11 protein-coding genes and 4 pseudogenes are annotated in these 14,410 nt (G+C 69.9%); 7 read left to right on the top strand and 8 right to left on the bottom strand.

The window, feature by feature from the left end; genetic code table 11:
* Positions 1-804: 804 nt before the first annotated feature.
* From OO47_RS38210 to OO47_RS29015, 3 genes and pseudogenes are all read left to right on the top strand, one after another.
* Positions 805-957: pseudogene (locus tag OO47_RS38210) on the top strand (IS5/IS1182 family transposase); the annotation flags it as partial.
* Positions 958-1,547: 590 nt separating this feature from the next.
* Entirely contained in the window at positions 1,548-1,745 is a 198-nt protein-coding gene (locus OO47_RS29020; RefSeq protein WP_030221598.1) for a hypothetical protein, read from the top strand.
* A 152-nt stretch (positions 1,746-1,897) separates the two neighbouring features.
* On the top strand, positions 1,898-2,569 hold the full coding sequence (locus tag OO47_RS29015) for an NADPH-dependent F420 reductase (RefSeq protein WP_033210672.1): 672 nt from the start codon (positions 1,898-1,900) through the stop codon (positions 2,567-2,569).
* Between the two features lie 126 nt (positions 2,570-2,695).
* Here OO47_RS29015 and OO47_RS29010 read toward each other — a convergent pair.
* Together OO47_RS29010 and OO47_RS29005 are read right to left on the bottom strand one after the other, a co-directional pair.
* A pseudogene (locus OO47_RS29010) lies at positions 2,696-2,896 on the bottom strand (IS5/IS1182 family transposase); the annotation flags it as partial.
* Between the two features lie 698 nt (positions 2,897-3,594).
* Positions 3,595-4,422, bottom strand: a complete 828-nt coding sequence (locus tag OO47_RS29005; protein ID WP_030221588.1) for an oxidoreductase — start codon at positions 4,420-4,422, stop codon at positions 3,595-3,597.
* Between the two features lie 89 nt (positions 4,423-4,511).
* Between OO47_RS29005 and OO47_RS29000 the strand changes: the two genes are divergently transcribed.
* Positions 4,512-5,486 carry a LysR family transcriptional regulator gene (locus OO47_RS29000; protein ID WP_078490012.1) on the top strand — a complete coding sequence of 325 codons (975 nt, stop codon included), beginning with the start codon at positions 4,512-4,514 and terminating at the stop codon, positions 5,484-5,486.
* Between the two features lie 104 nt (positions 5,487-5,590).
* Here the strand turns inward: OO47_RS29000 and OO47_RS38205 are convergent, their stop codons facing one another.
* Positions 5,591-7,210, bottom strand: coding sequence for a serine/threonine-protein kinase (locus OO47_RS38205; protein ID WP_407696367.1), 1,620 nt, complete (start codon positions 7,208-7,210; stop codon positions 5,591-5,593).
* Between the two features lie 320 nt (positions 7,211-7,530).
* On the opposite strand from OO47_RS38205, the pseudogene OO47_RS35620 reads away from it, so the two are divergent.
* Positions 7,531-8,328: pseudogene (locus OO47_RS35620) on the top strand (IS5 family transposase).
* A 108-nt stretch (positions 8,329-8,436) separates the two neighbouring features.
* On the opposite strand, the gene OO47_RS28985 reads toward OO47_RS35620, so the two are convergent.
* Entirely contained in the window at positions 8,437-9,648 is a 1,212-nt protein-coding gene (locus OO47_RS28985; protein ID WP_030221574.1) for an MFS transporter, read from the bottom strand.
* 72 nt (positions 9,649-9,720) lie between these two features.
* Between OO47_RS28985 and OO47_RS28980 the strand changes: the two genes are divergently transcribed.
* Positions 9,721-10,563 (top strand): LysR family transcriptional regulator, encoded by an 843-nt coding sequence (locus OO47_RS28980; RefSeq protein ID WP_030221571.1) that lies wholly within the window; start codon positions 9,721-9,723, stop codon positions 10,561-10,563.
* 395 nt (positions 10,564-10,958) lie between these two features.
* Here OO47_RS28980 and OO47_RS28975 read toward each other — a convergent pair whose 3' ends face one another.
* From OO47_RS28975 to OO47_RS28965, 3 genes are all read right to left on the bottom strand, one after another.
* Complete coding sequence (locus OO47_RS28975; protein ID WP_030221567.1) at positions 10,959-11,363, bottom strand: RidA family protein; 405 nt, start codon at positions 11,361-11,363, stop codon at positions 10,959-10,961.
* Between the two features lie 895 nt (positions 11,364-12,258).
* Positions 12,259-12,642, bottom strand: a complete 384-nt coding sequence (gene gcvH, locus OO47_RS28970) for a glycine cleavage system protein GcvH (protein ID WP_234323330.1) — start codon at positions 12,640-12,642, stop codon at positions 12,259-12,261.
* A 301-nt stretch (positions 12,643-12,943) separates the two neighbouring features.
* Positions 12,944-13,351, bottom strand: a complete 408-nt coding sequence (locus OO47_RS28965) for an ATP-binding protein (RefSeq protein WP_033210660.1) — start codon at positions 13,349-13,351, stop codon at positions 12,944-12,946.
* Between the two features lie 229 nt (positions 13,352-13,580).
* Between OO47_RS28965 and OO47_RS28960 the strand changes: the two genes are divergently transcribed.
* Complete coding sequence (locus OO47_RS28960) at positions 13,581-13,943, top strand: STAS domain-containing protein (RefSeq protein WP_030221557.1); 363 nt, start codon at positions 13,581-13,583, stop codon at positions 13,941-13,943.
* A gap of 273 nt (positions 13,944-14,216) precedes the next feature.
* Here the strand turns inward: OO47_RS28960 and OO47_RS28955 are convergent.
* Positions 14,217-14,410 (bottom strand): annotated as a pseudogene (locus tag OO47_RS28955) (ATP-binding protein); the annotation flags it as partial.

Genomic DNA, 14,410 nt, shown 5'->3' with positions numbered 1-14,410 from the left:
CCTCACACCATGCCCTCACGACCCCCACACACTGCCCCCCTTCTCGTTACCCCTTCGAGACAAGCACTCTGAGGGAAGCTCAGCTCGGAAAGGGCGGCGACGTAGGAAGGTTGAGACGTTTTGGTCCGGTGTTGATTGTTTGAGAAATTCAGGATGGCTGCGATGGGTACGTTCGGGTTTGGTGGTGCCGAAAGGGACCTACGATTCCTGGGGATCTGGAGCGTTGTGCGGCTGGACGGCGGCGTGCGGTCGTCATCGACGTCCAGCGGGCGGGAGACCCGTCCTGCCCAACCCCGCCCGGCGCCGCCGGCCTTCCGGAAAAGTCACGGGGACTGCCCTGCAGCCCCAGGTCCGCTACCGGGATCGTCATGGCACGGGAACTCCTCAGTGAGACGGCGTAGCCGGAGACCGCCTGTCGCAGGAGCCGGGCAGGATGACCTCATGGACCAGGGGGTGGCGGCTGTCGTAGCGGCCGGAGCGGCAGGGACCGTGGCTGTGGCCAGCAGCTTCATCGGTGTGTGGGCCGGACGCCGACAGGTGCGCGACCAGGCGAAGGTCGAGCACGAGCGATGACTTCGCGGACAGCGGCAGGAAGCGTTCGCGGACTTCCTTGCGCTCTGGGACGAGGTGGTGGCGCAGCTCGACGAACGGACTCTGAACGAGTACGGGATCGAGGTCCTCGACCAGGAGGACGGCTGGGACACGGCGAACGAGGTCGCCGCGGAGCGTATGCACCGGGACCGGATCCCAGTGGCCCGGGCAGGCGAGCGAGTCACCGTGCCCGGCCCCCAGCCCGTCGCGCTCGCCGCTACCGCGAGGACGGGAGCCCTCGAAGACCTGACCGCCGCGCGACACCACGGGATCGCCGAAGTCCTCGCCGAAGCAGGCCTCAGGTGCTGGGCGGACAAGGCGTACCAAGGCGCCGGCAACCCCGTCCGCGTACCGTTTCGAGGCCGGCGCCCCAAGCGGTGGAAGCGCCGCCACAGCACCACCCACACCAGGACCCGCTGCCTCGGCATGAGGCCGCGAGTCGGGGTGCAACCGGACAAACGGATCTGCCTGTGGTGGCGCGCCGGCCTACGCCCTGAGTTACGGGACGGCCCTTAGGGCACCGTTGAACGCCGCAGCCGTCGCGGCCCGGCTCTGCGAGAGGACGACCCTCGTGACCGCCCGGCTCTACCTGAGCACTCGGCGGACAAGCAGACCGACCTCCGCCAGAAGCACCACCTCGCCGAGTACCTCGCCGCCGACGCTCCCGCCTACGAGGACCCGGCGACCTCCAGCCGCCTGCACCCGCTCAAGCGCCCCGGCTTCATCCGGCTCCTGGACGAGGCCGCGGTCGGGGACGTCGTGCGCCTCGCGGACGCGGCCCGCCGCGCCCTCGATGGCGCCGGCGCCCGCAAGGTCCCCGAGGACCTGTCCGCACTGCTCGCCGACACCGGTCTTGCCGACGTGGGCGAGGAGCAGGCCGTGGCCGCCGACGCGAGCCTCGCACTGGACGTGCCCGGCCTCACCGCCGAGCAGCTGCGGACACCGAGGACCAGACGGTGCGCGAGACTTTCGCCGCCGGGCGGACGGTCCGGCGGGGCCAGGGCTACTCGGTACGGGTCATGGCGCCGCTCTCCGTTCACCAGGCCGCACTCGACCTGTGCGCCGGTCTCGCCGCCGAGGGAGCCGCCCCGGCCGGGCGGAAGGCGTACCGGGTGTACGCGGACCGGATCACCACCGCATCGGCCACCGCCTGAGGAGGGTCTGACCTCGTTCCGGCCCCGCGCACCCCCGTACCACCGACCCCCTCTCCGGCACGGACGAGGCGTCCGGCCTAGGACGGGAGAACGAGGGCGGTGGGGGCTTCGGGCCGAGGTGCGGACGGGCCTGCGGCGGCAGGATGATCCGCATGCGTATAGGAATCCTCGGTACAGGACATGTGGGCAGGACACTTGCGTCGGCGTGGTCGCGGGCCGGCCATGACGTGGTCCTCGGTTCACGACGGCCGCGGGACCCGGCACTCCTCGCGGAGCTGGACGAGGTCGTCGCGGAGGGCGTACGGGTCGAGGACCCGTCGGCGGCGGCCGAGCACGCCGACGTGCTGGTGAACGCCACCCCGGGCACGGCCTCGATGGCCCTGCTCGACAGCATCGGCGCTCCCGCACTCGCCGGAAAGGTCCTGCTGGACGTCGCCGTCGGCTTCCGGGAGGACGGGGCGCCGTCCCACCCGGTCGTCAGTCTCGGCGAGGAGATCCAGCGCGCGTTCCCGGACACGCGCGTGGTGAAGACGTTCTCGACCGTCGACCGGGGTGTGATGGTCGGGCCGGACTCCCTCGACGGGCCGAGCAACGTGTTCCTCTCCGGTGAGGACGCGGACGCGAAGAAGGCGGTGCGGGGCCTGCTCGCCGATCTGGGCTGGTCCGAGGAAGCGGTCCTCGACCTCGGCGGCATCAGCACGGCCCGGGGCCAGGAACTCTTCGCCGACCTCTTCATCGCCATCGCCGGGGCGACGGGCACCTACGAGTTCGGCATCCGGGTCGTGCTCCCGGCGGCCCTCGAGAGCGGCCCGTCCGGCGTCTAGCGACGTCTCGCCGACCAGGCCGGCTCCAGGCCCGACACCAGACTGCTCCGATGGTGCGGGTGTCGAGAGGCGGCGACGGGCGCCGCACCCAGGGCACTGAGGGAGGATACTGAGCCTTTTCCAACCTCACGCTGACGCGTGGTGAACGACGAGGACGGCCTGGACAGTCGCTGTGATGCGGTGGGTGCCGCAGCGGAGCTTCCGCAGGAGACGCCAGCCCTTCGGGGTGGCCATGGCCTGCTCGCCGAGGCAGCGGATCTCGGCGTGTGTGCTGTTGTGGCGGCGCTGCCACCGCTTGAGGCGACGGCCGCGGAAGGGCGCCCGGATGGGGAGGAACTCGCGCACCGCGTCGTCGACGCCGACGGCGATCGAGGTGTCCAGTTCGAGCGAACCGCCTGCCGAACAGTCGACCGGTTCGCTCTTGAACTTCGAGGTGAACGGCACGATCACCTGCTCCCCGCCCGGCAGGGTCACCGGAAGCGGCAGCGTCTCGCGGCCCTGGGGGTGAGCTCGGCCAGCCGGGTCAGCGCTCTCGCAACGTTCCGAGAGGGCATGAAGATCTCATAGCTGTAGTCCAGCCCCATGACGTCCCGCCTCCCCTGCCCTGAACCGTCATCCTGTCATGATCGGGATCGATCACCCAGTTGATTCCAACGTGGCTGGCTTCGTCCGGACGCAGTCGGCAACGAAGTGCCCGGTCACAACACGCGGCCACCGCCGACAGGTTGGAAAAGGCCCACTGATGCGGCATGGGACCGGACCAGGCCGCCGTTACCGACCGGTCCGGTCCGGTCGACCGGTCCGGTCCGGTCCGTGAACAGCACCTGGAACGGATCCCCTCGGTGCCCCTGGCGGCGGCCGACGGCGCTGACGGCATTGGCCGGGCCGTATCGAGGGGATCGACCGTCTGCCGAGCCCGTCTGCCGAGCCCGATGCTGTCCTGACCAACCACGCGTACCCTCCCCGCGCGATCCGCACGTACCTCCGGCGCGTTCCCTGCAGAAGAGTACGGAGAGGCCGACCGGTCAGGACAGTTTGGTGTCCCGGCCGACCTCTTCCCAGGCCGCGAGGTCCCCCCGCACCTGCTCCAGGTGGCCCCGGATGGTGTCGATCGCATCATCCCCCAGCGCGAGCCGCAGTGGGGTCTCCTTCGCGTCGAGCGCCGCCAGGACCGCCGCGGCGGCCTTCGCCGGATCACCCGCCTGGGTGCCGCCCCCGCCCTCCACGTGCGCGCGGGTTGCACCGACCGTGTCCGCGTAGTCCGCGATCCCCTCCGCGCTCAGGCTGTGGTTGCCGAAAAGGCTCGTGCGAAAGGCACCGGGTTCCACGATCAGGACGTCGATGCCCAGCGGACGTACCTCGGCAGCGAGCGCCTCGGACATCCCCTCCAAGGCGAACTTGGTCGCGCTGTACGCGCCGAAGCCAGCCATCGACATCTGTCCGCCGACGCTGCTGAGCTGCACGATTGCGCCCGAGCGCCGAGCCCGCATGTGCGGCAGTACGGCCCGGACGAGGGCGGCAGGGCCGAAGACGTGCACGTCGAAAAGAGCGCGTAGTTCGGCGTCGGCCGTCTCCTCGACCGAACCGACGTGTGTGCGGCCCGCGTTGTTGACCAGGACGTCGATGCGGCCGTGCCTTGCGGCGACCTCCGCGACGACCCGGTCGATCGCGGCGGTGTCGGTCACGTCCAGGGCGACCGGGTCCACCTGGTCGGGGTGGGCGGCGACCAGGTCCGCCAGCGACTCGACGCGGCGGGCCGTGGCGACCACGACGTCCCCGACGGCGACCGCCGCCTCGGTGAAGGCGCGGCCGAAACCGCTGTTGGCGCCCGTGACCAGCCAGACCCTGCTCATACCCGTACTCCCTCTTCGTGTCTTTTCCAACGACACAACAAGGCTGCCGCACAAGGGCTTTGGACGTCCAAGACCTCTCGTGATAACCCATGGGCATGACGATCACAGATGTCCACGGGCGCGAACTGCGTTCCTTCCTCACCGTTGCGGAGGAGCTCCACTTCACCCGGGCCGCCGAACGGCTGTACGTCTCGCAGCCAGCGCTCAGCAAGCAAATACGGGCCCTGGAACGTCAGCTCGGCGCGCCCCTCTTCGACCGCGACCCGCAGGGCGTGTCCCTCACCGCTGTCGGTACGGCCCTGCTGCCGCACGCCCGCGCAGTGCTCGCCGCCTGGGAAGCCGGCCACGAGGCGGTGCAGCGGGCGCGTGAGGCCGCGGACGGCACCCTCGTCGTCGGCATGAGCACCAGTCCCGGGCGCGGCGGACTGCTGCCCGCGATCCGCTCCCGCTTCACGGCCACCCACCCGGAGGCCGTCCTCAAACTGCGACAGGTCGGCTGGGAGGACCCGACAGCCGGACTCGCCGACGGCTCCAGCGACGTGGCGTTCGTCTGGCTGCCGCTGGCCGACGCGGAGCGCTTCCACCGGGTCGTCGTGGCCACCGAACCCCGGCTCGTCGCTCTTCCGGAGACGCACCCACTGGCCGCCCGCACGCGCCTGGACTTCGCAGACCTGCTTGACGAGCCCTTCCTCGCCCTGCCGGACTCCGGGCCCGAACTACGCGACCACTGGCTGGCCCTGGACTGCCGAAACGGCTGCCCACCGGTCATCGGCGGGGTGATCGCCGGCACCGACGAGACGTACGAGGCGCTCGTCGGCGGCCTCGGCATCTGCTTGGTCGCGTCCGGCAACGCCCCACTCCTCGCCCGGGACGGCGTCGTGACCCGGCCCGTCGACGGCCTCACCCCCAGCCGCCTTGCCCTCGCCTGGCGCGCGGACGACACGCGGCCCCTGGTCCGCACCTACGCCCACGCGGCGGCCGACATCGCCGGATCCTTGCGGCCGAACCCAATCGGTCGCGATTCCCGAAGTCCGATCGACGGACCAGGATCAGGCAAGTCCTAGACGGTGTCCGATGAGTTCGCAGAGTGACCTCGGTCGGCTCCTGACTGATCGTTTCAAAATGATCCACGAGGGCGCCGGAGGCAGATGATGCTGCAGGCGATCAGTCAGGGCTGTTGAGTAATCGGCTTACGTATGTTGTCGCGTATCTTGCGAGTCTCCGCTGCGGCCGCTTCAAGTGAGCCGGTCGGAGTGAACGCGATCGCGACGGTGGTGTTGTCGTCGCCCCAGCCACATACGGTTTTATTGTCCACCGTCGTGCAGCGGAAATCGACGTCCGAGCCAGGAACGCGGATCGTTCTAGGCGGATCGCTGACGGTCTCGCTACCCGTGACGGTCATGGCTCCTATCAGGCCGTCCCGATCTCCCTCCGGGTCCTTGTACCGTCCGGACGAGCCGTACACATGCACCGTGCGGAAGGCGCCCCCCTTCCCGCTGCCGGCACTGGTGCGGGTGTAGTCGGCGATGTAGTGCGTCGATCTCTTACGGTCTTTGCTGTCCGGCTGCGGGTCCGCGGGGAGGCGGCCCTCGATGTCGCGCGAGTACGCGCCGTCCACCATCGACTCGGGAATGACGAGTTCGTGCGTGGCCTTCGGGAAGGAGGCATCCGAGCCCGGCCCTGCAGCCGCGTAGATGCCGTAGCCGACGCCGCCGAGCACGAGCAGGGCTACGGTCACAACGGCGGCGGCCCGTCCGGTGGGGTTTCCCCCCGCCGGTGCGTTCTTCGCCTCCGGGGTCAGGTCCGATTGCTGCGGGAACCCCGGCGGGGGCTCAGCGCCTCGGGGCTCGGCGTGCGGGGCCGCAGTAGCCGTGGGAGCGTCGGCGATGCTGCTGGCGGTCGGTGCCGCGGCCGACGCGGCTGTCGGCGTGGGCGGAGCGGCCGGGGGCACCAGCGTCGGCGGGTAGGCAGGCTCGTCAGCCGCCCGCGCCCCGGCGGTGGGAGGGGCAAGGAGGTCCAGCAGTCTTTTGGCAGTCGGTCTTTGCGCCGGGTCCTTGGCCAGACAGCAGGCAACCAGCGGGCGGAGGCCCTCGGGCAGGGCGGACAAGTCCGCCGGCTCATGCACGGCCCGGTACATCAGCATCATCGGGGTGCCCTCCCCGAACGCCTGCCCACCAGCCGCCGCGACCAGCACCGCGCCCAGCGAGAACACGTCGGCGGCGCCGCCGACGTCGAGACCCTGAGCCTGCTCGGGAGCCAGGAAGCCGGGTGTGCCGAAGGCCGCGCCGGTCGAGGTCAGCCGGGTCGACTCCAGGGCCCGTGCGATACCGAAATCGAGCACGCGCGGACCGTCGTCGGCCATGATGATGTTGCCCGGCTTGAGGTCACGGTGGACAAGGCCGCAGTCATGGATGGCCTTCAGCGCCTCCGACAACGCCGCGCCGAGCAACCGCAGTCCGGCCTCGTCCATTGGCCCCCGTTCGGCGAGCAGCCCCGACAGCGTCGGCCCCGCGACGTAGGCGGTCGCCAGCCAGGGAGCCGGTGCGTCTGGATCAGCGTCGACGACCTGCGCCGTATGGAACCCGCCGACCCTGCGTGCGGCGTCGACCTCAGCACGGAACCGGGCGCGGAAGTGCGGATCGGCGGCCAGCTCGGGTCGGGCCACCTTGACGGCCACGGTACGTCCGCCCCGGGACCGTGCCAGGTACACCGTCCCCATGCCGCCCGACCCCAGCTCACGCTCCACGGTGTAGTCGCCGATGCGCTCCGGCAGGTCCACGCCGTCCACGCTCCACCCCCTGTGCCGCACTTCCCCGTTGGAATTCCGCGGGTCAGTATGACCGCCCGCTCCACCGTGCGTCACGCGCGGATTCTCACCAGCACGGCTCCCTGCCCCGGGAAGCTGACGCAGCGCTCCGTTGACCCAAGGTGCGTTGGACGAGTTCGTCGTTCGGCCAATGTCCCGCTCTGTTACGAACGGCAAGCTCAGGCGCGATTCGGCGCACTGTAGCGGTGCGGCTGCCCCGGACACCGCACCAACTGATCGCTTGCGAATGAGTTGAGCTGCGAGTCCTGTGCTCGACGATCCCGGTCGGCAGGGTGGCCGGAGTGCGTGCTGAGCTTGTTCCTGACGACCTGTGGGAACGGGTGACCCCACTCTGCCGCCCACTCCCGAACGGAGACGTCGCCCCCCCGGGCGGCTTGGGGTTCCCGACCGGGTGGCACTCGCCGGCATCATGTATGTGCTGCGGACCGGCGTTGCACGGCGTGATGTCCACACGGAGACGGTGGGCTGCTCCGGGGTGACGGCCTGGCGCCGGATGCGGAACCGGACCGAGGTTGGAGTCCGGCCACGCCTGCATGCCGCCCTGCTGACCGAACTTCGCCGCGCCGGCCTGCTGGACCTGGACGACTGTTCCGTGGGCGGATCGCACGTCCGGGCCCTGAAAAGGGGGATCACGTCGGCCCTCACCCGTCGACCGCGCCCGGCCCGGCTCCAAGCACCACCTGATCGTCGACCGACATGGAACCGCTCTCGCCGTCACGCTCACCGGCGGCAACCGACACGACGTCGTCCAACTGCTGCCGCTGCTGGACGCCGTCCCGTCGATTCGGGGACGCCCGCGCCGCAAGCCGCGCCGTTTGTATGCCGGCCGGGGCTACGACTTCGACAAGTACCGCCGACTACTGTGGAAGCGCGGCATCGAACCGCTGATCGCCCGACGCGGCGTCGCCCACGGTTCCGGTCTCGGCAAGGTGCGCCGGGTGGTCGAGCGCGCCTTCACCTGGCTGCACCGGTTCAAACGGCTCCGCATCCGCTACGAGCGACGCGCCGATCTTCATCAGGGCCTGCTTGAACCGGTCTGCAGCCTTACGTGCCTCCGCCGCCTGCGCACCTCATTCTGAAACGATCAGTAAGCGGGAGTAGCCGGCCGGGCTGTCCAGCCCATGTCGCCCCTTGCACGGACTTCGATGTGCTGACGTGCCGCGGCCGTTACGCACCTGGCTCACCGATCACAGGACGCCGGCATCTGTCGTCTTCGTCGGATCGTGGCGGATCGAAGCGGGTGCCCACGGCGACGGCCTGCGGCGGCACAGGAGGTATCCGGTCATCGCGGTGGCCAGGCCGATGAGCCCGGCCACGGCGAAGCCGCTCGCCGGAACGGACACGTCGACCGCCACTCCGGCGATCGGGGACCCGAGGGCGAAACCCGCACTCTGAGCGGAGGATTGCAGACCTGTTGCCTCACCTCGCACACCGGCCGGGGCCAGTCGGGTCACCGTGTCGGCCAGCGCGGAAAGGGCGGGGGCGGCAAGAAGCCCTGTGCCGAGGACCGCCACACACAACCACGGCCATTCGCGGACGAGCCCGATGGGAAGCGTCACGAGCCCGAGCAAGCCGAGCAGGAACCAGGTGGGCAGAGGCCGTGACAACGCACCGTAGACGAGCCCGCCGGTCACGGAGCCCGCACCGAGCACGGCAATGACCACGGCGGCCCAGGGGGCCTGTCCCGCTTCCTCGAGCGTGGCGATGACGGCTATGTCGACGCCGCTGAGCAGCATCGTCGTACCGAACGCCATCGTCAGCACGGCAACCATGCCGACGTCCAGCCACTCCCGTCGCGGGGGCCGTTCGGCCTCCGCCTCGTCCTCTGCCCGCAGTGGCGGGTTCAGCAGGGCCATCCCGGTCCCGCCGACCACGATCAGGGTCCCCAGTCCCCACGCCACCGCGCCGGGGCTCGCCTTCGTGGCGCACAGGATCACGGCCGCCGGGCCCACGAGGTACGACAGCTCGCCCTGTACCGACTCCAGCGCGAACGCGGCCCGGCGTTGTGCCGGCGTCGTGCTCGCGGCGATCGCCTGTCTGGCCACCTGCTGGGCCGGCACCATCAGCAGTCCCGCCACGAAGGCGGCACCCAGCAGGGCTGTGTACGGCAGGAACGGCACGCTCAGCCAGACCCCGGCCTGCACGGCAACGGTCACCCCCAGCACGCGGCGCAGACCCCGTCGGTCGATCAGGCGACCGAGCAGCGGTCCGCTCAGCGCCAGCCCGATGGTCAGAGCCGCCGATACGCCGCCGGCCGCCGTATAGCTCATGTGCAGGCCCAGCACGACGTACATCGTGAGTGCCATCACGGTCGCCGTGACGGCGGTACGGGCGACAAAGGAGACGCCCAACAGCGCTGCCATTCCTGGCACGACGAGAATCTGTCGGTATCGGATCACCTGCGGGACGCTAGACCCACCACCGGCCCACAGGTAGAGGCTCATCTGCTCTGCTGGACATAATGAGTTGTTATAGCGAGAGATCTTGAGACCACCCTGCTGCGGGCCTTCGTCACGGTCGTGCAGGCGGGGAGCATCAGTCGCGCCGCAACCCTGCTCGGGCATTCCCAGCCCGCAATCAGCCAGCAGATACGCAAGCTTGAGAGGGCCGTCGGCCGCCCGGTGCTGCACCGGTCCCCTTCCGGCGTTTCGCCGACCCGGGCAGGCGAGGAGCTCCTGCCGTACGCCGAACGAATTCTGTCGCTCTCGGCGCAGGCACTCACCGCAACCGGCCGCACGCTCACCGGTCGCTGCGGCGTAGGGCTCCTCGAAGACCTCGCTGCATCCCATCTGCCGCAAGCCCTCGCCGACCTCGCCCGGCTGCACCCCGGCGCCACCCTGGAGGTGCTCAGCATGTCCGACACCGCGACGAGGGAGGCCTTCGACACGGACCGCATCCAGCTTGTGCTCGATGAGGTGCCGGCCCTCCCCGGACCGCCGCGCTGGACCGTACGGCGTCCGCTGGTCTGGGCGATCGGCCCCGGCGTGGACGTGGCCGCTGATCCACTGCCGGTGGTGCTGTTCTCCCACCCGTGCTTCTGGCGCACGTCCGTACTGCAGTCCCTGGAACGCGCCGACCGACCCTGGCGGGTGGCGTTCGAAAGCAACAGCCTGGTCGGCGTACTCGCCGCCATCCGGGCCGGACTCGGTGTGGCGGCCCTCATGCCCACCAACCTCGAACAGGCCATGGCATGCCACGACACGGCCGCCCTGCCCGGCCTGCCGGACGTCGAACTCGGCCTCGCACGCCACCCACGATCCGCTGGAGATCCACTGACCGACGCCGTCGAAGCCGCGCTACGGCACACCATCTGAGCTTGTCGTTCAACCTCCGCCCGATCCTGGCCGTTGTCGAACGCGATAGGGGTCGGCAGGATGATGGGCACGGCTGTGTCACCAGCAACACGTCGGCTTTGCGACGCCGCTTTTCCGGATATGGACGCGGTCGCCGAAGCCCTCGGCACGACGGAGAAGGCCGCCCGCGCCCGCCTCCTGCACTACGAACACCTCACCTGGCGCTGACCGGCCGGACGGGCCGGCGGTGGAAGAACGGCCTGGTGCCTGTCCTGTCTCAGCTCGGTGTTCCGAGGGGTTCTGCGTACGCTGCCCCGGCCCCTTCGACCTTACGGAAACCAGGCGGAACGTGCCGGAGCGAGCGGAACGAGCATGGGGGTCCGGTGAAGCCGGGAAGTAATCCAGCCGGACTCCCCCTACGGCTTCACATCGAGACGCACGAGCGCGCCGATCTCCACGAGCTGGTCCGGCAGGGCCAGATCGGAGACGCCCATGACCGTGCTGGTGGGCCGGTGTCGCCCGAAGTACTCGGCGTGAAGGCGTGCTGTCGTATCGAAGTTCTCCCGCAGGTTCCTCACCAGCACCGTGGTCTCCACGACCTGGCTCCGCTCGGCCCCGAACTGCTTCAGTACCCGGTCCAGGTTTCCCAGCGTGGTGCTGACCTGAAGCTCGAAGTCGTCCGCGCCCACGAAGTCGCCGTGGGAGTCGTGGGACAGCTGCCCGGAGATGTAAACGGTGTCACCGGCCCGGATGGCCTGGCTGTACCCGTACAACGACTCCCACGGCATGCCGAAACCGAATGCCTGCGCCGGAGAACCCATGATTCGCTCCCTCAGAATGGTGTGCGGAGCCAGTCATCACCGACAAGCTCCCCTGTCTGCAGAAGCTACAGATCCACAGGAGCAACACTCGCCTCACAGCGCACCCGCACTGTTCTCTCCGCGCACAAACCTGGCCCTGCCGTATCCGGTCCATCACAGGCGCAGGCCGACAACAGCCGACCGGAACCACACTCCTGCCACCGGAGTCGACCGGTCATGGCCTCGGGAAGATCTGGCGCACATGTTCGCGGCGATGCGAAGAGCCCGTGGCGAGCTCGAAGCGACCGTCACGGTCCAAAGGCCGTTCGGGCACTTGCCCGTAAGCAGGACGAGTCGATGCCCGCGATCTCCGAGACCCTCGGCGTGACCGAGAAGGCCTCCACGTCAGCCTCTTGCCGTACGCGCTCCTCACCTGCCGGTGAAGAGCGGCCTCGCACGGTCTCGTCCTCGTGGGTGAACCCGAGTACGGCAAGGCGGAGCGTTTCTCCGCCGGACTCCGGCGCTCTGCGCGGTCGATGAGCACCCCGGGCCCGGCGTGTTCGCGGGCCTGGGTCCGCCATGCCTACGGGCGTGATCACCAACCTGCTGCGCGGCGCTGCCGCGTTCTGCCTCGCCGTGACCCCGCTCATCCTCTCCTCCCCCACCGCCGCCGCGGCCGCAATCGCGACCACGGCGGCGGTGCCTGTTCCGGAGGTGCTGCCGCTGGAGGACGCCGTCGGCCGGCTCCCCGTCGCCGAGGAGGACCGCAGCGGCTACACCCGTATCTCCTTCCGGCGCTGGAACACCGGCCTCGGGGTAGGGGCCGGGCAGGCGAAAAGAGTCGGCCGTCCGGGATTCCCGGGTGGCCGACCCTCGCTGTTCCAGGCTGGTGCGGGGCGCCGTGGCGGAGGGCTGTTCAGCCCTGGCTGGCGAGTTCCTGGTACGCCGCCGGGTCGAGGAGGTTGTCCAGCTCGCCGACGTCGGTCAGGTCGATCTCCACGAGCCAGCCCAGGCCGTAGGGGTCTTCGTTGATCTCCCCAGGGGTCGCCGCGAGTTCGTCGTTGACCGCGACGACCTTCCCGGCGAGCGGGGCGTAGACGTCGAAGGCTGCCTGCGTGGACTTCACCTGCCCCATGCGCTGACCCGCGGTGAGCACGTCTCCCACCCGGGGGAGCTGGACGGAGACGATAGCCCCGAGTCGCTCCTGGGCGTCGTCGGTGATCCCGACCCGCACCCTCTCCTCGCCGGTCCTCAGCACCCACGCGTGCTTCTCGGTGTACCGCAGCTCCTCCGGGATCACCGCTCCTCCTTCGTACCGCATCTGTGTCCGACGCCCGGTGAAACGACGACCTCATCCCAGAGGGCACGCTGCGCCCTCCTGGTCAGTCGCCGAGGAAATTCCGCCCAGCCCCGGCCGGGCCGCCGCGCATCCCGGGGCAGGAGAGGAGGAACTCCGCCGGGTCGGGAAGGACCGGCGCTCACCGCTCTCCCTCCACGTCCGAAGACGGAGCGGATCGCAGGACTGCCTGCGGAGCACGAAGGGCGGCTTCCCGGCAAGGTCCGGGTGGCCGTCTTGCCGGGTGCCGGGTGTGCGGTGTCTTCTACGCCGGGCTGGGGTCGTCACTCAGGACGATGCGGGCGGTGATGCGCTTGCCGACCGGCTCCTGCTCGATGAGCAGGTCCGTGGTGACGGCTTTGACGATCTCCATGCCGTGCCGGCCGACCCGGCTCGGGTCCGCGGACAGAACCGCGGGGACGACCGGGTCGCTGTCCCACACCACGACCTCCACGCTCTCCGTGCTGATGCGCAGTTCCATCAGGACGGGGCCGGGGGCGTACTTGCAGGCGTTGGTGACCAGTTCGCTGACCACCAGGACGGTCAGGTCGCGTGCGCGTTCCGAGAGGGTCAGGTCGTGCGCGGCGCGGGCCTTGTCCAGGAAGGCGGTGGCGTGGTGGCGGGCGTCGGCGATGCGGGTGCCGTCGCCGTCGAGCGCATAGCCGGCGCGCATCAGATACCCGTCCGAAAAGGGCTGCGCGCCGCTATCACTGTCGCCACGGGGTTCCACCGGCTTCGTCCTCGTTCCCGCCCACACGGCGGCTGTTTACCGCCCAGCCCGATCCGCATGTGCCGCAAGCCTTCCCACACCGCCGTCCGGGTGGAACCGGCCCGATCAGGCGGGGCAGAATCGTTCGCGCATGCCCTTGTCGGAAAGCAGCTTATGCGCTGTTGAGGAGACCATGACCAGCAACGACGAAGCGGAGCGGATCGCCCGGCTGTCCGCGGAGCACCGCGTGGTCGACGGTGTCCGCATCACCACTCTGCGCGGGGAGATCGATTACGACGAGCAGGATGTCCTGCGCGAGGCCCTGCTGCCCGAAGGTGCGTCGGCACTGCCGGTCGTGGCCGACATGAGTAGCGTGACCTTCATCGACTCCAGCGGCATCAACGTCCTGCTCAGGACGAGTCAGCAGATGGCCCGGGCACACAGCCGACTGTCCATCGCCACTCCCACGGACGCCGTCCGGCGCGTCCTGGTCCTGACCGGAACCGACACCGTCATCGACTGCCACGCCACCCTTGAGGACGCGCTGAAGAGCTGACGCAGGCCACACGGCGAAGAGCACGACGGGGCGGTCGCCCCGGGGAGAACCCGGACGGCCGCCTCGTGCCGTACAAGCTCCCCTCCAGCGGCTGTTTCAGTACCGTACTCACCACCCCGTCCGTCTCCACCCGCTTGCGGGAGGAACGGTTCAGAGGGTGTCGCCGGGGGCCACACCCGGATCGCGGAGGACAGTGCCTCGCATGGGCCCGACCAGGGCTTCGGGGGGGGCTGGGACGGAAACATACACGCGGGCGGGCGCCGGGCCTGGCCCTTACGCCGGGTTCGGCGCCTCGGACAGGGCGAGGCGGGCGATGACGCGCTTGCCGACCGGCTCCCGCTCCACGAACAGCTTCTCGGCGACCCTCTTGATGATCTCCAGGCCGTGATGGCCCACCCTGCCGGGATCCGCGCCGCGCACCACCGGAACGGCCGGGTCGCTGTCCCACACCACGACGTCCACACCGT

This window comes from Streptomyces bikiniensis (assembly GCF_000716625.1).
GTDB lineage: Bacteria > Actinomycetota > Actinomycetes > Streptomycetales > Streptomycetaceae > Streptomyces > Streptomyces bikiniensis.
Note: the sequence above shows the minus strand (reverse complement) of the source record. Positions and strands in the feature narration are given on the sequence as shown.